We start from the raw sequence: 23,603 nt of genomic DNA, 5'->3' as shown, positions 1-23,603 counted from the left end.
GGGGGGGCGACGCCGCGCCGGCCCCGGCCCGCTCGCCCGTTCCCATGGGGTGGGCCCCCCCCCCCGGGCGGCACCATTGGGGCGGGGCCGGCGGGGCCCGCCCACAAAGGTTCCGGCCGCACCCCGGTGACTCAGCGGCCGACGGCCTTCAGAAGCTGCTCCTTGTTCATCGTGGAGCGGCCCTCGATGTTCTTCTTCTTCGCCTCTTCGTACAGCTGGTCCTTCGTACGGCCCTGCGCCCCCTTGTGCGAGCGCTCGCCGCCGCGCTGCGAGGCCGACTTGGGGTCGCGCGTGGACGTCCTGCTCGCCGTCTTCGACTCGCCGGAGCGGGCACGCTCCTTGTTCACCGTGCGGGCGGCGATCTCCTTGGCACGCTTCTCGGAGGTGCCGCGCTTCTCCGCGCTCTCCTTGACGTGCTCGTACTGCCGCTCACGCTTGGGGCTCGATCCTGCCGGCATGGCGTCGTCCTCCTCGCTGTCGTCCTCGGCCACTCGGGCCCGGTCCGGGGTCACCACCCGGGTTGCCGGGAGGCCACGTCCGAAACATGGCACTGCCGCGACGGGCCCGCCCACCGGGTCGCGCGCTCGGGTGACGCCACGCCCGGCCCGTACGCCCGGCCGACCGGTTCCGCGGGGCCGATCGGGGGCAGTCACCGCGACGCCTACCAGTGAACCCGCCGACTTCGGGTACCGGGGTCACTGCGAGGCCCGGCCACCCGGGCCCGCGCGCCGGACGATGAGGAGGAACAGCGGATGATCACGGGAGGGAACGCCCCGGCGGACGGGCAGCACAACACGGGCACGGACCCGGCGCCGAGCCCGACGGCCCTCCGCCGCGAGCTGGAACGACGCGTCGACGGCGAGATCCGCTTCGACGCGGGCAGCAGGGGCGCCTACGCGACCGACGGCTCCAACTACCGGCAGGTGCCCATCGGCGTCGTCGTCCCCCGCACGGTGGACGCGGGCGCCGAGGCGGTCGCCGTCTGCGCCCGGCACGGCGTGCCGGTGCTGTCCAGGGGCGGCGGGACCAGCCTCGCCGGGCAGTGCACCAACACCGCCGTCGTCATCGACTGGACGAAGTACTGCCACCGCCTGCTCTCCGTGGACGAGGCCGCCCGCACCTGTGTGGTGGAGCCCGGCATCGTGCTGGACGAACTGAACCGGCAGCTGGCGGACCGCGGTCTGCGGTTCGGCCCGAAACCTTCGACGCACAGCCACTGCTCGCTGGGCGGAATGATCGGCAACAACTCCTGCGGCGCGTCCGCGCAGGCGTACGGCAAGACCGTCGACAACGTGCGACGGCTGGAGATCCTCACCTACGACGGGCTGCGCTGCTGGGTGGGCCCCACCTCCGACGAGGAGTTCGCGGAGATCGTCGCAGCGGGCGGTCGCCGCGCCGAGGTGTACCAGGGGCTGCGCCGGATCATCGACGCGCATCTGGCCGACGTCCGCCAGGGCTTCCCCGCCATCCCGCGCCGGGTGTCCGGCTACAACCTCGACGCGCTGCTGCCCGAGAAGGGCTTCGACCTGGCCCGCGCCCTCGTCGGCAGCGAAGGCACCCTCGTCACCGTCCTGCGCGCCGAGCTCGACCTGGTCCCCGTCCCGCCCCACGAGGCGATGCTCGTCCTCGGCTACCCCGACATCTGCGCGGCGGCCGACGACGTGCCGCACCTGCTGGAACACAGCTCCCCGACCCAGCTGGAGGCGCTGGACGGCCGGATGGCGCAGCTCATGCGCGAGGAGGACAGCCACGTCGCCTCCCTGGCCACCTTCCCGGAGGGCGACAGCTGGCTGCTGCTCCAGTTCAGCGGGGACACCCAGGAGGACGTGGACCGGCAGGCGCACGACCTGCTGAAGGCGCTCGGCCGCGACGAGGACGACCCCGCGGTGACCTTCTCCGACGACCCGCCGCGCGAGCGCCGGATGCTCAAGGCCAGGGAGGCCGGGCTCGGCGTGACCGCCCGGCCGCCGGACGGACGGGAGACCTGGGAGGGCTGGGAGGACTCCGCCGTGCCGCCCGAACGGCTCGGCGACTACCTGCGCGACCTGAAGGACCTCTTCGCCGAGTTCGACTACGACCACCCTTCCCTCTACGGTCACTTCGGGCAGGGCTGCGTGCACACCCGCATCCCCTTCGGGCTCAAGACCGCGGAGGGGGTCGCCTCCTTCCGGAAGTTCCTGTTCCGGGCCGCCGACCTGGTCGTCTCGTACGGCGGATCGCTCTCCGGCGAGCACGGGGACGGGCAGTCGCGCGGCGAGCTGCTGCCCCGGATGTACGGTGAACGGCTCGTCGCCGCGTTCGGCGAGGTCAAGGCGCTCCTCGACCCGGACAACCGGATGAACCCCGGCAAGGTCACCGACCCGTACCGCACCGACGAGAACCTGCGGCTCGGCCCGGACTGGCGGCCCGCGAACGACGAGAGCCACTTCCACTACCCGGACGACGAGGGCTCCTTCGACCGGGCCGTGATGCGCTGCGTCGGCATCGGCAACTGCCGCTCCCACAGCGGGGGCGTGATGTGCCCCTCCTACCGGGCGACCGGCGAGGAGGAACACTCCACCCGGGGGCGGGCCCGGCTGCTCTTCGAGATGCTGGGCGGGCACCAGGACACGCCCGTCACCGACGGCTGGCGCTCCGTCGAGGTCCGCGACGCGCTCGACCTCTGCCTCGCCTGCAAGGGCTGCAAGTCCGACTGCCCGGTGGGCGTCGACATGGCCACGTACAAGTCCGAATTCCTGGCCCACCACTACGCGGGCCGGCTGCGCCCCACCGCCCACTACTCGCTGGGCTGGCTGCCCCTGTGGGCCCGGCTCTCCCGCATCGCACCGCGCATGGTCAACGCCGCGCTCGACGCCCCGGGGCTCCGACGCCTCGCCAAGCGGGTCGCCGGGGTCGCCGACGAGCGGCAGCCGCCTGCGTTCGCCGAGGAGTCGTTCGTCCAGTGGTGGCGGGCGCGCGGCCTGCGCGAGCCCGATCCGGCGGACGCCCGGACCGTGGTGCTCTGGCCGGACACCTTCACCTCCTCCTTCCACCCCGGCATCGCCCGTTCCGCGGTCCGGGTCCTGGAAGACGCCGGCTTCCGGGTCGCCGTCCCCGAGCAGGCCGTGTGCTGCGGGCTCACCTGGATCTCCACCGGGCAGCCCGCCACCGCGAAGAAGGTGCTGCGCCGGACCGCAGAGGTCCTGCGGCCGTGGATCGAGGCCGGCACCCCGGTCGTCGGCCTGGAGCCGTCCTGCACGGCCGTCTTCCGGTCCGACGCGCCGGAGCTGATGCCGCACGACCAGGACATCCAGCGCCTCGCCGGCCAGTTCCGCACCTTCGCCGAACTCCTGGTGAACGACGCCCCCGACGGCTGGCGGCCACCCGTCCTCACCCGGCGGGCCACCGTGCAGACGCACTGCCACCAGCACGCCGTCACCAAGTTCGACGCCGACCGCGAACTCATGCGGCGCGCCGGGCTCGACGCCGAGGTCCTGGACGAGGGCTGCTGCGGCCTCGCCGGCAACTTCGGCTTCGAACGCGGCCACTACGACCTGTCCATGGACATCGGCGAACAGGGCGTCCTGCCCGCCGTCCGGGGCGCCGCACCCGATGCCCTGGTCGTCGCCGACGGATTCAGCTGCCGCACGCAGATCGAGCAGGGCGGCACGGGCCGCCGCGCCATGCACCTGGCCGAAGCGCTCGCGCTCGGACTCGACGGGCCGTTGCCCGCCGACCACCCGGAGAGGGCCACTGCCCGACCCGCCCGCCCCGCCCCGGCCGCGAGCCGGCTGGTGACGGGCGCCGCGCTCACCGCACTGACCGCGCTCGGCACGGCCGCGTACGCCGCGTTGCGCCGGAACCGGTCCAGCACGCACCACCGATAGGAGAGGGAACCATGGCCACCAAGGTCTCCGACTACGTCCTTCAGCGCCTGCGCGAATGGGACGTCGACCACGTCTTCGCCTACGCCGGCGACGGGATCAACGGACTGCTCGCCGCCTGGGGGAGGGCGGAGAACAAGCCGAAGTTCGTCCAGGCCCGGCACGAGGAGATGGCGGCCTTCCAGGCGGTCGGCTACGCCAAGTTCTCCGGCAAGGCCGGTGTCTGCGCGGCGACTTCGGGCCCCGGAGCGATCCACCTGCTCAACGGCCTGTACGACGCCAAGCTGGACCACGTACCCGTCGTCGCGATCGTCGGCCAGACCAACCGCAGCGCCATGGGCGGCTCCTACCAGCAGGAGGTGGACCTGCTCAGCCTCTACAAGGACGTCGCCTCCGAGTTCTGCGAGATGGTCACCGTCCCCGAACAGCTGCCCAACGTCATCGACCGCGCCATGCGCACCGCGTACGCCAAACGCACCGTGACCGCGGTGATCATTCCGGCGGACGTCCAGGAACTGGACTACTCGCCGCCCACCCACGCCTTCAAGATGGTCCCCTCCAGCCTCGGCGCGAGCATGTCCGCGCCCGTCCCCGCCGACGACGACATCGCCCGTGCCGCCGAGGTGCTGAACGCGGGCGAGAAGGTGGCCATCCTCATCGGGCAGGGAGCGCGGGGCGCACGCGCCGAGGTCGAGCGGCTGGCCGAGGTGCTGGGCGCGGGCGTCGCCAAGGCGCTGCTCGGCAAGGACGTCCTCCCCGACGACCTGCCGTACGTGACCGGGTCCATCGGGCTGCTCGGCACCCGGCCCAGCTACGAGCTGATGCAGGGCTGCGACACCCTGCTCGTGATCGGCTCCAGCTTCCCGTACACCCAGTTCCTGCCCGAACTCGACCAGGCGCGCGCGGTCCAGATCGACATCGATCCCTTCATGATCGGTCTGCGCTATCCCTTCGAGGTCAACCTCGTGGGCGACGCCGCCGCCACGCTGGACGCCCTGCTGCCACGCCTCAAGCGCAAGAAGCACGGCTCCTGGCGCAAGAAGATCGAGAAGGACACCGCCAAGTGGTGGGAGGTCATGCAGCGCCGGGCCAAGGTCGATGCCGACCCCGTCAACCCCGAGTACGTCGTGCACGCGCTCGACGCCCTCCTGCCGGACGACGCCGTCGTGGCCGCCGACTCCGGCTCCGCCGCCAACTGGTACGCCCGGCACCTGCGCTTCCGGGGCAACATGCGCGGCTCCCTCTCCGGCACGCTCGCCACGATGGGTCCCGGTGTGCCGTACGTCATCGGCGCCAAGTTCGCCCACCCCGGCCGGCCCGCCATCGCGATCGTGGGTGACGGGGCGATGCAGATGAACGGCATGGCGGAGCTCATCACCGTCGCCAAGTACTGGCGTGAGTGGGACGATCCGCGCCTGGTCGTCGCCGTCCTCAACAACGAGGACCTGAACCAGGTCACCTGGGAGATGCGCGCCATGTCCGGCGCCCCGCAGTTCCTGCCCTCCCAGTCCCTGCCCGACGTGCGCTACGCCGACTTCGCCCGCTCGGTCGGCCTGGACGGCGTACGCGTCGAGAAGCCCGGCCAGGTCGAGGACGCCTGGCACCGGGCGCTCGCCTGCGACCGGCCGTTCGTCATCGACTTCCGGACCGACCCGGCCGTTCCCCCCATCCCGCCGCACGCCGACCTGGACCAGATCGAGGCCGCCGCGCTCTCCCTGGCCAAGGGGGACAGCGACCGGGGAGCCGTGCTGCGGCAGGGCTTCAAGGCCAAGGTCCAGGAGATGCTGCCCGGCCACCACGACGGGCCCTCGGACACATGACCCCCCGCCCCGGCGGCGCGGACGCCCCCCTGATCGACCGGGTGGAGACCGCCGTCTACACCGTGCCCACCGACGCCCCCGAGGGCGACGGCACCCTGGCCTGGGACGAGACCACGCTCGTCCTGGTCCGGGTGGGCGCGGGCCCGACGAGCGGCCTCGGCTACACCTACGGGGCGCCCGCCACCGCCGCGGCCGTCGGCCAACTGCTCGCCGGGGTCGTCACGGGCCGCAGCGCCTGGGACGTGCCCGCCGCCAACGAGGCCATGAGCCGGGCCGTCCGCAACGCCGGGCGCCCCGGCCTCGTCGCCCAGGCCCTGTCCGCCGTGGACATCGCCCTCTGGGACCTCAAGGCCCGCCTCCTGGACCTGCCGCTGACCCGGCTCCTCGGCGCCACCGCCCAGGAGGTCCCCGTCTACGGCAGCGGCGGCTTCACCCCGTACGACGACGCTCAGCAGGACCGTCAGCTGCGCGGCTGGGCGGAGACCCGGGGCATCCCCCGCGTCAAGATCAAGATCGGGGAGTCCTGGGGGCGCGAGGAGCCGCGCGACCTGGACCGCGTCGCGAAGGCCCGCCGCAGCATCGGGGACGGCACCGAGCTGTACGTCGACGCCAACGGGGCCTACACCCGCAAACAGGCCGTCCGCGTGGCGCGTTGCTTCGAGGAGCACGGGGTGACCTGGTACGAGGAGCCCGTGTCCTCGGACGACCCGGCCGGGCTCGCCCGGATCAGGGCGGCCACGACGGCCGATGTGACGGCCGGTGAGTACGGGTACGCCCTGCCGTACTTCTGGCAGCTGATCACCGCCGGAGCCGTGGACTGCCTCCAGGCCGACGTCACCCGCTGCGGCGGCATCACCGTCTGGCTCCGCGCCGCCGCGCTCGCCGAGGCGGCCGGTCTCGACCTCTCCGGGCACTGCGCCCCGCACGTCCACGCCCACGCCGCGGCGGCCGTACCCAACCTCCGCCACCTGGAGTGGTTCCACGACCACGTCCGCATCGAGGAACTGTTCTTCGACGGGACGCTCGACCCGGCAGGCGGCACCGTACGCCCCGGAGCCTCCGGCGCCCCCGAACACGGCCTGGAATTCCGCGCCCGGGCCGCGGAACGCCACCGCGTCAGGTGACCGCAGGACCCATGAGGAGGCGCATGACCCGCCCGACCCCACCGCCCGACAACCCGCCGCCGCACGTACTGCGCGAGTACGCCCTGATCGCCGACGGGGAGCGCGGCGCGCTCATCGGCCCCCAGGGCGACATCGCCTGGCTGTGCGCGCCGCGCTGGGACTCCGGTGCCGTCTTCGCCGCCCTCATCGGCGGCCCCGGCCACTACACCGTCACGCCCACCGAGCGCTTCGCGTGGGGCGGCTTCTACGAGGCCGGGACGCTGGTCTGGCGCAACCGCTGGGTCACCACCACCGGTGTCATCGAGTGCCGCGAGGCCCTGGCCTTTCCCGGCGACCCGCGGCGCGCCGTCCTGCTGCGCCGCATCCACGCGGTGGAGGGCGACGCCCGGGTCACCGTACGCCTCGAACCGCACGCGGACTTCGGCACGCACCGGTCGCGGGACGTGCGGCGCGCGCGGTCCGGGGTGTGGACCGGCCGCACCGGCCCCCTCCATTGGCGGTGGACCGGTGCCGAAGCGGCGCGCCCCGTCCGGGACGGCCACCGCACCGGACTGGCGGCGGAGCTGACCGTACCGGCGGGCGGCCATCACGACCTCGTCCTCGAACTGTCCGATGACGCCGAACGGCTCGCCGGGCCGGTGGACCCGGACCGCGCCTGGCACGCCACCGAATACGCCTGGGCCCGGGCCGCCGAGCCGCTGCCCGACTGCCTCGCCCCCGACGACGCACGCCACGCCCACACCGTGCTGCGCGGCCTCACCAGCGCCTCGGGCGGCATGGTCGCCGCGGCCACCACCAGCCTCCCCGAACGCGCCGAAGCGGGCCGCAACTACGACTACCGGTACGTCTGGATCCGGGACCAGTGCTACGCCGGGCAGGCCGCGGCGGCGGCCGGTGCGCACCGGCTGACCGACGACGCCGTCCGCTTCGTCGCCGCCCGCCTCCACGAGGACGGCCCCCGCCTCGCCCCCGCCTACACCGTCACCGGCGCACCCGTACCGGACCAGGAGGCGCTGCCGCTCCCCGGCTATCCGGGCGGTGGCGACCGCATCGGCAACCACGTCAACCGGCAGTTCCAGCTCGACGCGTTCGGCGAGGCGCTGCTCCTGTTCGCCGCCGCGGCCCGGACCGGGCGGCTCGGGCCCGACGGGCGGCGCGCCGCGGACATCGCGGTCGCGGCCATCGAACGGCGCCACCACGAGCCGGACGCGGGCATCTGGGAGCTGGACGACCGGGCCTGGACGCACAGCAGGCTCATCTGCGCGGCGGGCCTGCGCGCCCTGGCCGCCGACGTCCCCTGCGCCCAGGCGGCCTCCTGGGCCGGGCTGGCCGACACGCTCCTCGCCCGGACGGCGGCCACCAGCACCCACCCCACCGGGCGCTGGCAGCGCGCGCCCGACGATCCCGGACTCGACGCGGCCCTGCTGATGCCCGCGATCCGGGGCGGGACCGGCGTACGCGACCCCCGGACCGTCCGCACCCTCGACGCCTACCGCGCCGAGCTGACCCACGACCACTACGCGTACCGCTTCCGGCACGACGAACGCCCGCCGGCCGAGGCCGAGGGCGCGTTCCTGCTGTGCGGCTACCTGATGGCGCTCGCCGAGCACCAGCAGGGCAACGAGTGGGAGGCGGTGCGCTGGTTCGAACGCAACCGGGCGGCCTGCGGGCCACCGGGTCTGTTCACCGAGGAGTACGACATCGGTCAGCGGCAGCTGCGCGGCAACCTCCCGCAGGCGTTCGTCCACGCGCTGCTGCTCGAAACCTCCGTCCGCCTGGCCGCACCGGCCCCCACCGAAGGAGAAGCACCGTGAGCCAGAGCGTCGTCATCACAGGAGCGAGCGCCGGAATCGGCCGGGCGGTGGCCCGGGCCTTCGGGGCGCGCGGGGCCGACGTGGCCCTGCTCGCCCGGGGCCGGGCGGGTCTCGACGCTGCCGCCCGCGAGGTCGAGGAGGCCGGGGGACGCGCGCTGGCCGTTCCCGTGGACGTGGCCGACCACCGCGCGGTCGAGGCCGCGGCGGCCGAGGCGGTGCACGCGTTCGGCCGGATCGACGTCTGGGTCAACTGCGGCTTCACCTCGGTCTTCGCGCCCTTCACCGAGATCGAACCCGAGGAGTACGAGCGGGTCACCCGGGTCACGTACCTCGGCTTCGTCAACGGCACCCGGGCCGCCCTCACACACATGACCCCGCGCGACACCGGAACGATCATCCAGGTCGGCTCGGCACTCGGCGAGCGGTCCATCCCGCTCCAGTCGGCATACTGCGGGGCCAAGCACGCCATCAACGGCTTCACCTCCTCCCTGCGCACCGAACTCATGCACCGGGGCAGCGGCATCCGGGTCACCGTGGTCCAGATGCCCGCCGTCAACACCCCGCAGTTCTCCTGGGTCCTCTCCCGCGTACGCGGCAATCCGCAGCCCGTACCGCCGATCTACCAGCCCGAAGTCGCCGCCGAGGCCGTGCTGCACGCCGCCGACCACCCGGGCCGCAAGCAGTACTACGTGGGCTCCAGCACCGTCGCCACCCTCGTCGCCAACAAGTTCGCGGCGGGCCTCCTCGACCGCTACCTCGCGCGTACCGGTTTCGACTCCCAGCAGTCCGGGAACGCCGGCGAAGGCAACCGCGAGCACAACCTCTGGCAGCCGGTGGACGACGGCACCGACCACGGGGCGCACGGCACCTTCGACCGGGAGTCCCACCGGCGCGACCCGCAGCTGTGGGCGTCCCGGCACCCCGCCCTCGCCGCGGTCGTCGCCGCCGGTGCCCTCTCCGGCGCGACGGCCCTGGGCCTGCGCGCGGCCAAGGGCCGGTGAGGCACATGACCACGCGGAAGATCCCGGAGATCAGCCGCCCGGACAAGGTCCTCTTCCCCGACGACGGCATCACCAAGGCCGACCTCGCCGGCTACTACCGCACGGTGGCCCGCCGCATGCTGCCCCACCTGAGGGACCGGCCCCTCATGCTGGAACGCTTCCCCGACGGCATCGGCGGCCACGGCTTCATGCAGAAGGACGTGCCCGGCCACTTCCCCGACTGGATCCACCGCGTCGAACTCCCCAAGGAGGACGGCACCGTCACCTACCCGATCGCCGACGACACCGCCACGCTCGTCTACCTCGCCGGACAGGCGAGCATCACCCCGCACCGCTTCCTCTCCCGCGCCGACCGGCCCCACCACCCCGACCGGATGGTCTTCGACCTCGACCCGCCCGGCGACGACTTCGCCCCGGTACGCGAGGCGGCCCTCGGCCTGCACGGGCTCCTGGACGAGCTGGAACTCCCGTCCCTCGTCATGACCACGGGCTCGCGCGGACTCCACGTCGTGGTGGCGCTCGACCGCCGCGACGACTTCGACGCCGTACGGGCCTTCGCCCGCGCGGTCGCCGACGCGCTCGTCACCCGGCACCCCGACCGCTTCACCACCGAGGCCCGGAAGCAGGCCCGTGGCGGCCGCCTCTACCTGGACGTCCAGCGCAACGCCTACGCCCAGACCGCCGTCACGCCCTACGCGGTCCGGGCCCGCCCCGGAGCCCCCGTCGCCGCACCGCTGGCCTGGGAAGACGTCGAAGACCCGGCGCTCGACGCCCGCCGCTGGACCCTGCGCGACGCCGAAGAGCTCGCCGACCGGAACCCCTGGCACCACCCCCCACGGCCCCGCTCCCTCGGCCGGGCCCGCGCCCTGCTCGACGCGCCGAACGCCTAGCACCGAACGGAGAACGACCATGTCCAGAGCCACGACCGTACGGAACCTGCTGGACGAGCACGGGCAGACCTACGCCGAGGAAGCCGGCATCCGGCTCCGCGACACACCCATGCCGCTGTACCAACTGCTGACCCTGTGCGCCCTGTTCTCGGTCCCCATCAAGGCCGGCATGGCGGTGGCCGCCGCCCGCGAACTCTTCGCCGCGGGGCTGCGCACACCGCACGCCATGGTGGAGGCGTCCTGGCAGGACCGCGTGGACGCGCTGGTCCGCGCCCACTACCGGCGTTACGACGAGAGCACCGCCACCGCGCTCGGCGAGGGCGCCCAGCTCGCACTCGACCGGTACCACGGAGACCTGCGGAGGCTCCGCGCGGAAGCCGACGGGGACCCGGCCAAGCTCCGCGAACTGCTCACGGAGTTCCCCCGGATCGGGCCCGTCGGCGCCGACATCTTCAGCCGCGAGGCCCAGGGGCTGTGGCCCGAGCTGCGCCCCGCCTTCGACAAGCGCGCCCAGGACGCGGCCGGAGAGCTCGGGCTGCCGCGCGAGCCGCAGAAGCTGGCCGGACTCGTCGCCGACGAGGATCTGCCCCGGCTGGCCGCAGCACTGGTCCGGTCCGGGCTCGAATGACCGGCCCCGCCGTCACCAGCCCGTCCAGAGCAGATGGTTGACGGCGAGGGCCACCACCGCCTGGGCGGCGAGCCAGCCCCTTCGTCCCCGGTCGGGCAGCAGGGCCGCCGCGGGGAGCAGCCAGACCATGAACGGCTGCCAGATCCGCTCGGTCTCCGCCTTGCTCATGCCCGAGAGATCGGCCGCCAGCAGCAGGAACAGTGCCACGAGCACCAGCGGAACCAGCCGGTCCGGCGCGCTCGCCACCCCGCCGCGCAGCCCGCGTACGGCACCCGGCACACCCGCGAAGGTGCGGCGCAGCCCCGCGACCGTCGCCGGGCCCACCGCGATCACGGTGCACGCCAGGTTCGCCCACACCCAGTACCCGTACGGCCGGAACCCGCCCGCGCCCTGGTGGTAGCGCTCCACGAGTACGTGGTACGCCTCCCACCAGTTGAAGCCCGCCGCCGTGAAGGCGACCGGGGCCACCAGGGCCCCGAGCAGCGCGAGCGGCAGCGGACGCGCGGTGCGGACGAGCACCAGAACGGCCAGGAGCAGCAACGCGATCAGCGGCAGCCCGTAACTCAGGTAGCAGACCCAGCCGTAGAGGAGTCCCGCGCCCAGGGCCGCGGCCCCCGGAGCGCGCACCGTGCGCGTCGCCGCCAGGGCCAGCAGGGCTACGGACCAGGCGGCCACCGCCGCGAAGTAGCCGTCCGCCGAGGTCCCGGCCCAGACCGCGACCGGGGACAGGACGAGGAACGGCGCCGCACGCCGGGCGAGGTCCTCACCCGCCAGGGCCCGCACCGTGACCAGCACGGCGAGCAGGGCGGAAGCGCCGGTCAGGATGCACCAGACACCGGCCCAGGCGCCGCCCCCGAGACCGGCCCGGTCCAGCAGCACGAAGGTGAGCGTGGCGCCCGGCGGATGACCGGCGACATGGGCGGGCCAGTTGTCCGGCGCGTCGAGCAGGATGTGCGCGTCGAACGTGCGCAGCGCGGCGCCGATGTCGTCGAAGCGGTCGATGACCCGCAGGTACTCGTGCTTGGTGGTCAGCCGCTCGGCGATCCCGCGGCCCCAGCCGTCGATCAGCGCCAGCGAGAGGATCCACGCCAGCGAGGAGGCGTAGACCGCCAGGAGCAGGGACCGCCAACGCAGCCGTCGGGCGAGGAGCGGCCCGTACGCGATCGCGGCCACGGCCACGGCCGGAGCGGCCACCGTCCCCGGACCCGTGTGCGGGTACCAGGACGCGAGGAGCGGCGGCCAGTGCACGTACAGCGTTCGCGCGTAGTCCTCGATGGCCCGCCCGCCCAGTGCGGCGGCCACCACGAGCACCACCCCCGCCCCGGCGGCCACCAGATCCCAGCGCTGCCCGGAGCCCCGGGCGGTGGCGCGTTCGGTACGGGGCTCGATGCGGTCCTCGGTCTTCACGCAGGCACCGTACGCACCGGAACACCGCGAAGGCGGGTACCGGCCGGGCGCGTCACACAACCGTCAGATCCACCGCCGGCGCCGTACGTTCGCCGGGGTGACGTCACCGTTTCGTCAGGAGTCGCACCCGCCGGCCGCGCAGTCCACGGGCATAGCGTCGGGCCCATGGGCGACAGCCGTCGGAACGCTCCGACACCCTCCACGACCTCCTCCCGGCCCCGCGCCGCCGCGCTCCTCGAACGGCTGCCGACGGCACCCGGCTTCTGGCGCAGCCCCGTGCGCGGCGTGCCGTTCACCGCCGTGCTCGGGCTGGTCCTGCTCGCCGGGATCACGCTGCTCTTCGTGACCGGCCTGCTGTCGTACGCCGCGTACAACCCGGGTCTCGCCCCGGTCAACGACAAGACGCCGGACAAGGGGCTGCTCGGCTTCTACCTTTTCCCCTGGCCCACCTCGCCGCACTGGCTCTACCGGCTGACGCAGGGGCTCCACGTCACCGTGGGCATCGTCCTCGTCCCCGTGCTGCTGGCCAAGCTCTGGTCCGTGGTGCCCCGGCTCTTCGCCCTGCCACCGGCCCGGTCCCTCGCGCACGCCCTGGAGCGGATCTCGCTGCTCCTGCTGGTGGGCGGGGCTCTCTTCGAGTTCGTGACCGGGCTGCTCAACATCCAGCTGGAGTACCTGTTCCCCGGCTCCTTCTACCCACTGCACTTCTACGGGGCATGGGTGTTCTTCGCGGCCTTCCTCGCCCACGCCGCACTGCGCACCCCACAGGCCGTACGGGTGCTGCGGACGGGCGGACTGAACGGGCCGGTCCCCGGCGACGCACTGGAATCACCCGCCCCGGCCCCGCCGACCCTGTCCCGGCGCGGGGCCCTCGCCATGGTGGGCGCGGGCTCGCTGCTCCTGCTGGTCACCTCGGCCGGCCGGAGCTTCGACGGGCCCCTGCGCCGCCTCGCCGTGCTCACCCCGCGCGGTGCCGCCGAACCCGGGTCCGGCCCGAACGGCTTCCAGATCAACAAGACCGCCGCCGCCGTCGGGATCACCACCGCCGACACCGGCGAGGGCTGGTGGCTCACCGTCAGCGGTCCGGCCGGCGACCTGCGCCTCAGCCGGGAACAGCTGCTGGCCATGGACCAGCACAGCGCGGCCCTGCCCATCGCCTGTGTGGAGGGCTGGTCCACCTCGGACCAGTGGTGGCGCGGCGTACGGCTGAGCGACCTCGCGGCCCTCGCCGGCTATCCGGACCGGCCGCCCGGGGTGCTGGTGGAATCCCTTCAGCGCAGCGGCCCCTTCCGCCGGGCCGCGCTCCGGGACAACCAGGTGCGCGACCCACGCTCACTGCTGGCGCTCCAGGTCAATGGCGAGGACCTGTCACCCGACCACGGATACCCGGCCCGGATCATCGTCCCCGCCGCCCCCGGGGTGCTCAACACCAAATGGGTGGCCCGGCTGACCTTCGGAGAACTGTGAACGCCACCGGCCCCCGTGCCTTCCTGCGCCGCCGCTACGGAGCCGGGCCCCTGCACCTCGTCCTGCTGGCCGCGTCCTTCGCGCTCGCCGGATACGCGGGCGTGCGCCTGCTGTCCGGCGACTGGCTCGGGGTCACCGTGTGGTTCGTGGGCGCGGCCCTCGTCCACGACCTGATGCTCGTCCCCCTGTACGCGGCAGCGGACCTGGCGCTGCGCCGCGGCCCGGGAAGGCGGCGGCCGGCCTCCGTCAACTACGTACGGGTGCCGGCCTTCCTGTCCGGGCTGCTGCTCCTCGTGTGGTTTCCGCTGATCACGCGGCCGAGGCGCTACGAGCCGGCGAGCGGGCTGTCCCCCGATGTGTTCCTGGGGAACTGGCTGCTGACCACGGCCGCGCTGTTCCTGCTGTCGGCGCTCTGGTTCGCGGTCCGGACGCTCCGGCTCCGGCGCAGGGCGACGAAGGTGCGGCCGTCCGCCTCCCACTGACCTTCGGCCCGCAGCCCGTGCGGACGGGCGTACCCCAGCAGAGCGGATGAGCCGAGCCGCGCCCACGGGAAGAGCCCGTCCGCCCCGCCGCCGTCCACGCCGCGACCGTCGTCCAGCCGCACCCGGACCCGCTCGTCCAGGTCCTGCGGCACGGTCTCGGCGATGAGGAGGCCGCCGGGCGCGAGGAGTTCAGCCGCCCGCCGCAGCAGCCGGTCCGGGTCGCCGCCGATGCCGATGTTGCCGTCGGCGAGCAGCACGGTGCCCCAGCGGCCCTCGCCGGGCAGCGGGTCGAAGACGGACCGGCGCAGGGCGTACCCGCCGAGCCGGACGGTCCGGGCGACGGCTACCTCGCTGACGTCGATGCCGAGGGCGCGGTGGCCGCGCGCCGCCAGTGCGGCGACCAGCCGCCCGGGCCCGCACCCGACGTCCAGGACCGGTCCCTCGCAGCGGCGCAGCGCCGACAGGTCCGCCGCGTCGGCCCCGGCGCACCAGCGCTCGACGTCCAGGGGCAGCAGCCAGCCGTCCGTGCGGCGCAGGAACAGCGGCCCGTGCCCGTTGCGCAGGGCGTTGGCGTACGGGTCGGTGCCCCACGCGTCGGCGTCCGGACGTCCGAGGGCCCGGGGCGGCGCGGCCTGCGGTGCGGTGGCCCGGGGCGTGCGACCGGTGTCCGGCTCCGTGCGCCCGGGCTCCACGCCCGCCCGTCCGGCGTCCGGGTCCGCGGGCGGGTGGACCAGCACGTTGCGACCCCGGTCGGCTCGGCTCATCGGACGGCCGTCCCGCGCGTCCGGGCCAGCTCGGCGGCGAACCGGCCGTCCGGGGCGAGCGCGGCGACCTCCGCCGCGTCGGCCGCCGTGTCCACGTCCCGCAGCCGGGGCAGATCGCGCACGGTCAGCCCGGCGGCGGTCAGCCGGGCCCGCTGCACCGCACCCGTCTCCGGCACGGACATCGGCACCCCGCGCAGCAGCCCGGGGTCCGGCTCCGCCAGGCCCAGCGCCCAGAAACCGCCGTCCGCCGCCGGGCCGAACCAGGCGTCGCACCCGTCCCAGGCCCCGGGACCCAGGGCGGGCGCCAGATCGGCCACCGTGATCTGCGGGGTGTCCATCCCGATCAGCAGGGCCGGTCCGGTGCACGCCCCGAACGCGGCGGCCAGCCGCTCGTCCAGCCCGCCCGCCCCCTGCTTCACGACCTCGATGCCCGGCGGCAGCCACGGCCCGGGCGCCCCCTCCAGGACGACGACGCGCCGGGCGGCGGGCAGGGCCAGGACGGTGTGCAGGGTGTCGGCGAGTGCCGCCCGTGCGAGGCGCGCGGCCTCGGCGGGGGAGAAGGGCGGGGTGAGCCGGGTCTTGACCCGCCCGGGCAGCGGCTCCTTCGCGATGACCAGTACGGTCGTCGCGCCGGCCGGCCCGGGTCCGGGCACCCCCGCGCTCACCGCGGCACCCCCGCCGGGACCGGCGGCTCGGCCAGCACGGCCCGCATGTCACGGACGGCGTGCCAGGTGCCCAGCCAGGTCCCGGTGACCTTCGACTTCCCGGTACGCGCGAGGTACGGGACGTCGGTCTCGGCCACCCTGAGCCCCGCGTCGGCCGCCCGCACCACCATCTGCAACGGGTACCCGCTGCGCCGGTCGGTGAGCCCGAGCGCCAGCAGATCCGCGCGGCGTCCGGCGCGCAGGGGACCCAGGTCGCGCAGCCGCAGCCCGGTCCGGCGCCGCAGCAGGTGCGACAGGGCCGTGTTGCCCGCCCGCGCGTGCAGCGGCCAGGCGCCGCGCTCCCGGGGGCGCCGCCGCCCGAGCAGCAGATCGCACTCGCCCCCGGCCACCCGGCGTACGAAGTCCGCGAGGAGCGCGGGGTCCAGCGAGCCGTCGCAGTCGCAGAAGCAGACGAACTCCGCCTCACTGGCGAGCAGCCCCGCGTGGCAGGCGGAGCCGAAGCCGCGCCGGGGCTCGTGCACCACGGTCGCGCCCAGCGCGCGGGCCACCTCCGCGGAGCCGTCGGTCGAGCCGTTGTCCACCACGATCGCCCGCCAGCCCCGGGGCACCCGGGCCAGCACACCGGGCAGGGCCGCGGCCTCGTCGAGACAGGGAAGGACGATGTCGGCGCGGTGGCCTGGGTCATCGGAAGGAAGGATCACCCGGCTCACCCTACGGAGCGAAAACCGGCATTTCGGGCTTTGGATTCTTACGAAACGTGGACGTCGCCCGCCACCGGCCCGACGGCGTTTCCGGCCCCGCCGCCCCGGGTGCCAGGGTGGTCCCATGCAGACGCCCCCGGACACACCGCCACCCGTCCCCGCGGGCGGGGCACCCGCCGCCCCGGCGCGCGGTCACGTCCTCGTCGTGGACGACGACCCGACCGTCGCCGAAGTCGTCGCGGGCTACCTGACCGCCGCCGGTTACGACGTCGCCCGCGCGGCGGACGGACCGGCCGCTCTCGCCCTCTACGACGCCCGGCGGCCGGACCTGGCTGTCCTCGACCTCATGCTCCCCGGCATGGACGGGTTCGAGGTCTGCCGCCGCATGCGGGCCCACGGGCCGGTCCCGGTCATCATGCTCACCGCCCGCGGCGACGAGGACGACCGCATCCTCGGTCTCGAAACCGGCGCGGACGACTACGTCACCAAACCGTTCAGCCCGCGCGAGCTGGTCCTGCGGGTCGACTCCGTGCTGCGGCGCGCCAGGGCGACGGCGGCCCCCGCCGGACAGCCCCGGCTGCTGGAGGGTGCGGGGCTCGTGCTCGACCCGGCGGCCCGGAGCGCGACCTGCCGGGGTGCCGGGCTGGCCCTCACGCTCCGCGAGTTCGACCTGCTGGCCTTCCTCCTGCGCCACCCGGGCCGGGTCTTCACCCGGGAGGAGCTGATGCGCGAGGTCTGGGGCTGGGACTTCGGGGACCTGTCCACCGTCACCGTGCACGTGCGGCGGCTGCGCGGGAAGGTCGAGGCCGACCCGGCCCACCCCGAGCTGATCCGTACGGTCTGGGGCGTCGGCTACCGCCTCGACCTGCCTGCCGCTGCCGGAGCCGCGTCATGACCGACACGCTCCTCATCGCCCTGTTCGCCTTCCTCGGCGCCGCCGCCGCGGGACTGCTCGGGGCGTTCGCGCTGCGCCTCACCCGGCACCGCCCGCTCGTCGTCTCGCTGAGCATCGTGGCCGCCGTGGCCGTCACCGCGATGCTCGCCGGAACCCTCGCCGTCGCCTGGGCGATGTTCCTGTCCCCGCACGACCTGACCGTGGTCACGACCGTCGTCGCCATGGCCGCCGTCGTCTCCCTCGTCACGGCGATGCTGCTCGGCCGCTGGGTCGCCGCCCGCAGCCGCGAACTGACCCTCGCCGCCCGCTCCTTCGGTGACGGCGGCACCTTCGCCGCGCCCGAGGCCCCGGCCACCGCCGAACTGGCCGCGCTCACCCGCGAACTCGCCGCCACCAGCGCCAAGCTGGACAGCTCACGGATGCGGGAACGCGCCCTGGAGACCTCGCGGCGCGAACTCGTCGCCTGGATCTCCCACGACCTGCGCACGCCCCTCGCCGGGCTGCGCGCCATGTCCGAGGCCCTGGAGGACGGCGTGGCCGTCGACGCGCCGCGCTATCTGCGCCAGATCCGTACCGAGGTCGAGCGGATGAACGACATGGTCGGCGACCTCTTCGAGCTCTCCCGCATCCACGCGGGCTCGCTCGCGCTGACCCCGACCCGCGTCTCCGTCTACGACCTGGTGGGCGACGCCCTCGCCGGGGCGGACCCGCTCGCCCGCGAGCACGGGGTGCGGCTGGTCGGCGGGCGGATCGAGGAGGTGCCCGTGGAGGTGGACGGCAAGGAGATGAGCCGCGTCCTGGGCAACCTGCTGATCAACGCGATCCGCCGGACGCCCGCCGACGGCACGGTCGCCGTCGCGGCACACCGCGCGCCGGACGGAGTCGTCCTCTCGGTGACCGACGGCTGCGGCGGCATCCCGGAGGAGGACCTGCCGAGGGTCTTCGACACCGGCTGGCGCGGCAGCCACGCCCGCACCCCACCGGCGGGCGCGGGCCTCGGACTCGCCATCGTGCGCGGCATCGTCGAGGCCCACGCCGGGCGGGCGGAGGTCCGCAACGTCACCGGCGGCTGCTGCTTCGAGGTGACCCTGCCCCTGGCGTGAGCGCCTGTCGGGTGCCTCGGACGGTCAGCCCCGCCCCGGCCTCCCGCAGCGGCGCCGCCGCGAAGCCGGCCATGCCCTCGGCGAACCCCACCTCCGCCCGCCAGCCCAGCTCCTCGCGCAGCCGCCGCGAGTCCGCCGTCACATGACGCACGTCCCCGAGCCGGAACTCACCGGTCACCACCGGGTCCGGCCCGCCGTGGGCCGCCGCCAGGGCCCCGGCCATCTCGCCGATCGTGTGCGGCTCGCCGCTGCCGGTGTTGTACGCCGCGAAGCTCCCGGGAGCGCGGGCGCCGGCGGCCTCCAGCGCCACCGTGTTCGCGGCGGCCACGTCCCGTACGTGGATGAAGTCGCGCCGCTGCCCGCCGTCCTCGAAGACGCGCGGCGCCTCGCCCCGGGCCAGCGCCGACCGGAAGAACGACGCGACACCCGCGTACGGCGTGTCACGGGGCATGCCGGGCCCGTACACGTTGTGGTAGCGCAGCGCGACGGCGCTCCCTCCCGTCGCCCGCGCCCAGGACGCGGCCAGGTGCTCCTGCGCCAGCTTGGTCGCCGCGTACACATTGCGCGGGTCGGCCGGCGCGTCCTCCCCGACGAGCCCGGGCACCAGTGCCGCCCCGCAGTCGGGGCAGCGCGGTTCGAAGCGGCCCGCTGCCAGGTCGGCCGGGTCCCGGGGGCCGGGGCGGACGGTCCCGTGGCGCGGGCACGCGTAACGGCCCTCGCCGTACACCACCATCGACCCGGCGAGCACCAGGCTCCGCACCCCGGCCCCGGCCATCGCCGCGAGCAGGACGGCGGTGCCCAGGTCGTTGCACCCCACGTACTCCGGGGCGTCCGCGAAGTCCTTGCCCAGGCCGACCATCGCCGCCTGGTGGCACACCGCGTCGACTCCGCGCAGCGCCCGGTCCACCACCGCGCGGTCCCGCACGTCCCCGACGATCAGCCGCCCGTCGTCACCCCCGGCCGGGCGGTGCGCGGAAGGGCCGTGCGCCGAGGGGAGCAGTGCGTCGAGCACCACCGCCTCGTGCCCGGCCGAGGTGAGACCGCGGACGATCTCCGAACCGATGAACCCGGCACCGCCGGTGACAAGTACGCGCATGCGGGCCACGCTAGGACGCGCAAGGCCCCGTCACGCGCTTCGGCGGCGGCACGTCACGGGACCGTAAGCCTTCGGCGGCAAGGCACGCCTAGCGCAGTTCCTGGATGCGGACCAGGTTGCCCGCCGGGTCGCGGAACGCGCAGTCGCGGATGCCGTACGGCTGCTCGGTCGGCTCCTGGACCACCTCCGCGTCACCGGCCTGCACCTTCTCGAAGGTGGCGTCCAGGTCGCGGGTGGCGAGCAGAATCCAGCCGTACGTGCCCTTCGCCATCATCTCCGTGATGGTGCGGCGCTCGTCGTCCGTGATCCCCGGGTCCGCGGCCGGCGGCGCCAGCAGGATCGACGTGCTCGGCTGGTCCTTCGGGCCGACGGTGATCCAGCGCATCTTGCCCTGGCCGACGTCGTTGCGGACCTCGAAGCCGAGCGTGTCGCGGTAGAACGCGAGGGACTCCTCCGGATCGTCGTGCGGAAGGAAGCTGGTGTGAATGGTGATGTCCATGAGGATCATGCTAGGCAGCGGGCCACCACCGCGCTTCTCGAATCCTGACCGGTTACCCGCCCCGGGGCCCGGGGCCTTCCGGACCGGCCCGCTGCCCGAAGAGGCACCCCGCCGTGCCCCGCACCGGACAGGGCCGGGCTGGACGGGGCAGCGACACCTCCCCCAGGGTGGAAGGCCGGCAGGAGCGGGCGGTCCGCCGCGACCGCCCCGGTGCGGTCAGGGGAGATGACGGTGAACGCACAGGACCACGAACACGACCACGAGCACCACGTGCAGCCCCTGGAGACCGGGGAGGACCACGAGCGGCTGCCGGCCGGCCACCTGCACGACGCGCCGGCGGAGGCGCCGGCCGCCACCGGCGCCCACCACCTCTTCCGGGCCGCCGCCACCGGCCGCACCGATGTGGTGGGCACGTCGGGCATGGGGGCCCTCCAGCGCACCGTCGGCAACGCCGCGCTCGGCCCCGTGATCCAGCGCGCCCGGGCCGCGGCCCCCGAGCAGGCCGACGAGGCGGAGCCGCGCTCACCCGTGCACGACGTCATCTCCTCCGGCGGCGGCACCCCACTCGACACCGAGACCCGGGTGGACCTGGAGAACCGGATGGGCGCCGACTTCTCCGACGTACGCATCCACAACGACTCGGCCGCGCACGAATCGGCGAAGGGCGTCGGCGCGCACGCCTACACCGTGGGCAACAACGTCGTCTTCCAGCGCGACGCCTACGACCCGTCCTCGCCCCAGGGCCGGACGACGCTGGCGCACGAACTGACCCACGTCATCCAGCAGCGCAGCGGGCCCGTCGAGGGCACCGAGGCGCCCGGCGGCATCCGGGTCAGCGACCCCTCCGACCGCTTCGAACGCGAGGCCGTCGCCAACGCCGACCGGGTGCTCTCCGACCCGGCCCCGGCCCCCCAGGCGGCCCCCAGCACCGCGCCCTCCGCGGCGGCGCCCGCCGTCCAGCGGGCTGCCACGGAGGACGAGGACGAGCAACCTGCCGACGTCCAGGGCTCGTTCGTGCAACGTGCGGAGGAGAAGAACCCGGAGGAGGAAGAGGAGGCGCCGGCCTGAAGCGCTGCCACGACGGACGGCTGACCCTCCGTCAGCCGCCCTCGGCGTTCCGCATCGTGCCGCCCAGGAACATCGACTCCGCGCACCGCGCCGGTGCCTGCGCGCCCACCGGCTTGCCCACCTTGCGGCAGTCGATCGTCATGGTGACCTTGCCGCCCGCCGGGACCACGATCGGCGTCACGAAGTGGTAGTCGGAGTCGCGGAAGTTCTCCAGACCCAGGCTCAGCACCCGGGTCTCGCGGCCCGCGGAGACGACGAGCGTCCCGGCGTCGCCCTGCGGGTTCTGGACCACGATGTCGGTCAGCTGGAACGTCTTCCCGGCCGGCACGGTGAGCGCCGTCCCCGTGTTCGTCCCGCCGCCCAGCGCGTCCTGCACCCTGACCTGCGCACTGGTCGGCGCGGCCGCCCCCGCGTCGGCCGCCGCCGACGGGCTCGGGCTCGGCGTGGGCTTCGACTCGCCGCCCCCGCCCGACCCGCTCCCGGCGGAATCGCCGCCGCCCGCCCCGGAACCGCCCGAACCGCCCTGCTCCGGCGCCTTGCTCTTGTCCGCCGCGGCGGCGGACCGCACCGCTTCCGGGGTGACCGCCTCGCGCGCCGCCGACTTCACGGCCGGGCGCAGCAGCGCGTACCAGAGGCCGACCAGGGCGAGCACCAGCACGGCCGCGGTGACCAGGGCACGGGGCAGCCAGCGGGGGAGCAGCGGCTCCTGCTCGTAACTGCCGTCCACGAGGACCGGCTCCACCGGGTCCTGTCCCTCGGCGACCTGGGTCGCGGCGAACACCTGGAAGGGGTGCGTGACCGGTGTGCCGCGCCACATCCGCTTGACGGGACGCACCCGCAGCTTCGCGAACTCCGCCTTGCCGGGGGCCACCTGGAGCTCCGGAGCGGCGAACACGACGCGGGCCCGCTCGGTCCCGGGCTGGGCGCCGAGGCGCACCGTGACCGGGGTGTTGCCCCGGTTGTCGACCGCCAGCTGGTGACGTCCGGCGAGCGCGCCGTGCGAACCGCGCGGGACCAGCTCGGCCGTCGTCTCGGTGAACGGCAGCACGGTCACCCGGCCCTCGGGCACCACCGTCTCGCGTTGCTCACCGGTCGGCACCACCCGGACCCCGAACGGCGTCTCGCCCGCCGGCACCGTCGCGTCGCGGGGCGGCCGCAGCACGAGGGACACGGTGCCCGAGTCGCCCGGGTAGAGCGACAGCACGGCCGGCTCCACCGCCGCCCAGGCGGCACACGCGCCGACCACCTCGAAGCGGTACTCCTCGACGGTCTGACCGGAGTTGCGGACCTGAAGGGGGACAGCCGTCTCCGCGCCCGGTGCGGCGCTGACGGTGGACGCGTCGAGGCTTGCGGTGAGACTCATACGGCGGACCGTAAGGTTGCCGCCCAGGCCGTACATCGGCCGTGAAGGAACACTTTCGGGCACATTCGATGCCCCGGCCAAGCTATTTGGTTTCCTCCTCAATGAACCAGGGCATCTTCTGTCCGCCTCCACACCAATGAGGCGCACGAACACGGCTGCGAGGCGTGTGCCAGAAGTGCTTCCGGCCGTCACACAGGGGGAGCACACATGGAGCGCACCACTGTCGCGTTACGGGCCCAGGACCCGATCTCGCAAGCCGGAGTGGCCAGCCAGTTGAGGGCGCGGCCCGAAGTGAACGTGGTGGACTGGAGCGAGGAGGGGCCCTGGCCCGACGTCGTCGTCATGGTCGTGGACGCCGTGGAGGAGGACGTGCTGACGACGCTGCGCCACATCCAGCGCACCACTGACGCCCGTGCCGTGCTCGTCACCAGGGACATAGACGAGCAGAAGCTGGTGAGCGCCGCGGAATGCGGCGTCGTCGGGGTCATCAGGCGGGCCGAGTCCACCCCCGAGCACCTGGTGCACGTCATCGAGACGGTCGCCCGGGGCGAGGGACACCTCCCGTCCGACCTGCTCGGCCGGCTGCTCGCGGAGGTAGGCCGGCTCCAGGGCCAGGTCCTCGCGCCGCGCGGACTGCACTTCACCGGGCTCGCCGCCCGCGAGGTGGACGTGCTCCGCCTCGTCGCCGAGGGGTACGACACCGCCGACATCGCCACGAAGCTGGCCTACTCCGAACGCACCATCAAGAACGTCCTGCACTCCGTGATGACCCGGCTGCAACTGCGCAACCGGTCCCACGCGGTGGCGTACGCGATGCGCCAGGGCCTGATCTGACGCCGCCCGGACCCACACGGTCCGGGCGGCTGCCTCAAAGGGCAGCGGGAGCTACCCGCCGAAAGGGCTGACTTCCCCCTGTGCGCACCCCGCGCGCAGGGGGATCGTGTGGGCGCTGT

20 protein-coding genes are annotated in these 23,603 nt (G+C 74.3%); 12 read left to right on the top strand and 8 right to left on the bottom strand.

The genetic code is table 11. The annotated features are described in order from the left end of the window. Window positions 1–131: 131 nt before the first annotated feature. Window positions 132–458 carry a plasmid stabilization protein gene (locus AB0L33_RS14845; RefSeq protein WP_365681426.1) on the bottom strand — a complete coding sequence of 109 codons (327 nt, stop codon included), beginning with the start codon at window positions 456–458 and terminating at the stop codon, window positions 132–134. Between the two features lie 294 nt (window positions 459–752). Here AB0L33_RS14845 and AB0L33_RS14840 point away from each other — a divergent pair, with 294 nt between their 5' ends. Genes AB0L33_RS14840 through AB0L33_RS14810 form a run of 7 tightly spaced genes read left to right on the top strand, consistent with a single transcriptional unit; the run spans window position 753 to window position 11,140 of the window. Further along, the gene (locus AB0L33_RS14840) at window positions 753–3,866 is read left to right on the top strand and encodes an FAD-linked oxidase C-terminal domain-containing protein (protein ID WP_365681276.1); all 3,114 of its coding nucleotides are present in this window, start codon (window positions 753–755) and stop codon (window positions 3,864–3,866) included. Window positions 3,867–3,877: 11 nt separating this feature from the next. Beyond that, on the top strand, window positions 3,878–5,683 hold the full coding sequence (locus AB0L33_RS14835; protein ID WP_365681274.1) for a thiamine pyrophosphate-requiring protein: 1,806 nt from the start codon (window positions 3,878–3,880) through the stop codon (window positions 5,681–5,683). Next, a complete protein-coding gene (locus tag AB0L33_RS14830) occupies window positions 5,680–6,807 on the top strand; it encodes an enolase C-terminal domain-like protein (RefSeq protein ID WP_365681272.1) in 1,128 nt (375 codons plus the stop codon). The genes AB0L33_RS14835 and AB0L33_RS14830 overlap by 4 nt, the downstream gene beginning before the upstream one ends. Before the next feature lie 23 nt (window positions 6,808–6,830). Further along, window positions 6,831–8,621, top strand: a complete 1,791-nt coding sequence (locus AB0L33_RS14825; RefSeq protein ID WP_365681270.1) for a glycoside hydrolase family 15 protein — start codon at window positions 6,831–6,833, stop codon at window positions 8,619–8,621. Continuing rightward, a complete protein-coding gene (locus tag AB0L33_RS14820) occupies window positions 8,618–9,622 on the top strand; it encodes an SDR family oxidoreductase (protein WP_365681268.1) in 1,005 nt (334 codons plus the stop codon). The genes AB0L33_RS14825 and AB0L33_RS14820 overlap by 4 nt, the downstream gene beginning before the upstream one ends. A gap of 5 nt (window positions 9,623–9,627) precedes the next feature. Beyond that, window positions 9,628–10,512, top strand: coding sequence for a non-homologous end-joining DNA ligase (gene ligD, locus AB0L33_RS14815; protein WP_365681266.1), 885 nt, complete (start codon window positions 9,628–9,630; stop codon window positions 10,510–10,512). Between the two features lie 19 nt (window positions 10,513–10,531). Then, window positions 10,532–11,140, top strand: coding sequence for an endonuclease (locus AB0L33_RS14810; RefSeq protein WP_365681265.1), 609 nt, complete (start codon window positions 10,532–10,534; stop codon window positions 11,138–11,140). Between the two features lie 12 nt (window positions 11,141–11,152). Here the strand turns inward: AB0L33_RS14810 and AB0L33_RS14805 are convergent, their stop codons facing one another. Next, window positions 11,153–12,547, bottom strand: a complete 1,395-nt coding sequence (locus AB0L33_RS14805) for a hypothetical protein (RefSeq protein WP_365681263.1) — start codon at window positions 12,545–12,547, stop codon at window positions 11,153–11,155. A gap of 165 nt (window positions 12,548–12,712) precedes the next feature. Here AB0L33_RS14805 and AB0L33_RS14800 point away from each other — a divergent pair, with 165 nt between their 5' ends. Beyond that, a complete protein-coding gene (locus tag AB0L33_RS14800) occupies window positions 12,713–14,014 on the top strand; it encodes a molybdopterin-dependent oxidoreductase (RefSeq protein WP_365681261.1) in 1,302 nt (433 codons plus the stop codon). 325 nt (window positions 14,015–14,339) lie between these two features. On the opposite strand, the gene AB0L33_RS14795 is transcribed toward AB0L33_RS14800, so the two are convergent. Genes AB0L33_RS14795 through AB0L33_RS14785 form a run of 3 tightly spaced genes read right to left on the bottom strand, consistent with a single transcriptional unit; the run spans window position 14,340 to window position 16,626 of the window. Next, window positions 14,340–15,260, bottom strand: coding sequence for a class I SAM-dependent methyltransferase (locus tag AB0L33_RS14795; RefSeq protein ID WP_365681259.1), 921 nt, complete (start codon window positions 15,258–15,260; stop codon window positions 14,340–14,342). Next, the gene (locus tag AB0L33_RS14790; RefSeq protein ID WP_365681257.1) at window positions 15,257–15,925 is read right to left on the bottom strand and encodes a DUF2064 domain-containing protein; all 669 of its coding nucleotides are present in this window, start codon (window positions 15,923–15,925) and stop codon (window positions 15,257–15,259) included. The genes AB0L33_RS14795 and AB0L33_RS14790 overlap by 4 nt, the downstream gene beginning before the upstream one ends. Continuing rightward, window positions 15,922–16,626: a glycosyltransferase family 2 protein gene (locus AB0L33_RS14785; RefSeq protein ID WP_365681254.1), complete on the bottom strand. Its 705-nt coding sequence runs from the start codon at window positions 16,624–16,626 to the stop codon at window positions 15,922–15,924. Before AB0L33_RS14785 ends, AB0L33_RS14790 begins: the two co-directional genes overlap by 4 nt. A gap of 124 nt (window positions 16,627–16,750) precedes the next feature. Between AB0L33_RS14785 and AB0L33_RS14780 the strand changes: the two genes are divergently transcribed. Both AB0L33_RS14780 and AB0L33_RS14775 read left to right on the top strand, forming a co-directional pair. After that, complete coding sequence (locus AB0L33_RS14780; RefSeq protein WP_365681252.1) at window positions 16,751–17,521, top strand: response regulator transcription factor; 771 nt, start codon at window positions 16,751–16,753, stop codon at window positions 17,519–17,521. Beyond that, on the top strand, window positions 17,518–18,624 hold the full coding sequence (locus tag AB0L33_RS14775; RefSeq protein ID WP_365681250.1) for a HAMP domain-containing sensor histidine kinase: 1,107 nt from the start codon (window positions 17,518–17,520) through the stop codon (window positions 18,622–18,624). Before AB0L33_RS14780 ends, AB0L33_RS14775 begins: the two co-directional genes overlap by 4 nt. On the opposite strand, the gene AB0L33_RS14770 is transcribed toward AB0L33_RS14775, so the two are convergent. Together AB0L33_RS14770 and AB0L33_RS14765 are read right to left on the bottom strand one after the other, a co-directional pair. Then, complete coding sequence (locus AB0L33_RS14770; RefSeq protein WP_365681248.1) at window positions 18,581–19,720, bottom strand: NAD-dependent epimerase/dehydratase family protein; 1,140 nt, start codon at window positions 19,718–19,720, stop codon at window positions 18,581–18,583. The two genes, AB0L33_RS14775 and AB0L33_RS14770, sit on opposite strands and share 44 nt — an antisense overlap. Window positions 19,721–19,808: 88 nt before the next feature. Beyond that, window positions 19,809–20,219, bottom strand: coding sequence for a VOC family protein (locus AB0L33_RS14765; RefSeq protein ID WP_147974155.1), 411 nt, complete (start codon window positions 20,217–20,219; stop codon window positions 19,809–19,811). A 225-nt stretch (window positions 20,220–20,444) separates the two neighbouring features. Here AB0L33_RS14765 and AB0L33_RS14760 point away from each other — a divergent pair, with 225 nt between their 5' ends. After that, complete coding sequence (locus AB0L33_RS14760) at window positions 20,445–21,287, top strand: DUF4157 domain-containing protein (protein WP_365681246.1); 843 nt, start codon at window positions 20,445–20,447, stop codon at window positions 21,285–21,287. A 31-nt stretch (window positions 21,288–21,318) separates the two neighbouring features. On the opposite strand, the gene AB0L33_RS14755 is transcribed toward AB0L33_RS14760, so the two are convergent. Beyond that, complete coding sequence (locus tag AB0L33_RS14755; protein WP_365681244.1) at window positions 21,319–22,650, bottom strand: hypothetical protein; 1,332 nt, start codon at window positions 22,648–22,650, stop codon at window positions 21,319–21,321. Between the two features lie 207 nt (window positions 22,651–22,857). On the opposite strand from AB0L33_RS14755, the gene AB0L33_RS14750 reads away from it, so the two are divergent. After that, window positions 22,858–23,484 (top strand): response regulator transcription factor, encoded by a 627-nt coding sequence (locus AB0L33_RS14750; protein WP_365681241.1) that lies wholly within the window; start codon window positions 22,858–22,860, stop codon window positions 23,482–23,484. Window positions 23,485–23,603 lie beyond the last annotated feature (119 nt).

Origin of the sequence: Streptomyces sp. NPDC052299, from assembly GCF_040679335.1 — a bacterium.
Taxonomy (GTDB): domain Bacteria; phylum Actinomycetota; class Actinomycetes; order Streptomycetales; family Streptomycetaceae; genus Streptomyces.
Note: the sequence above shows the minus strand (reverse complement) of the source record. Positions and strands in the feature narration are given on the sequence as shown.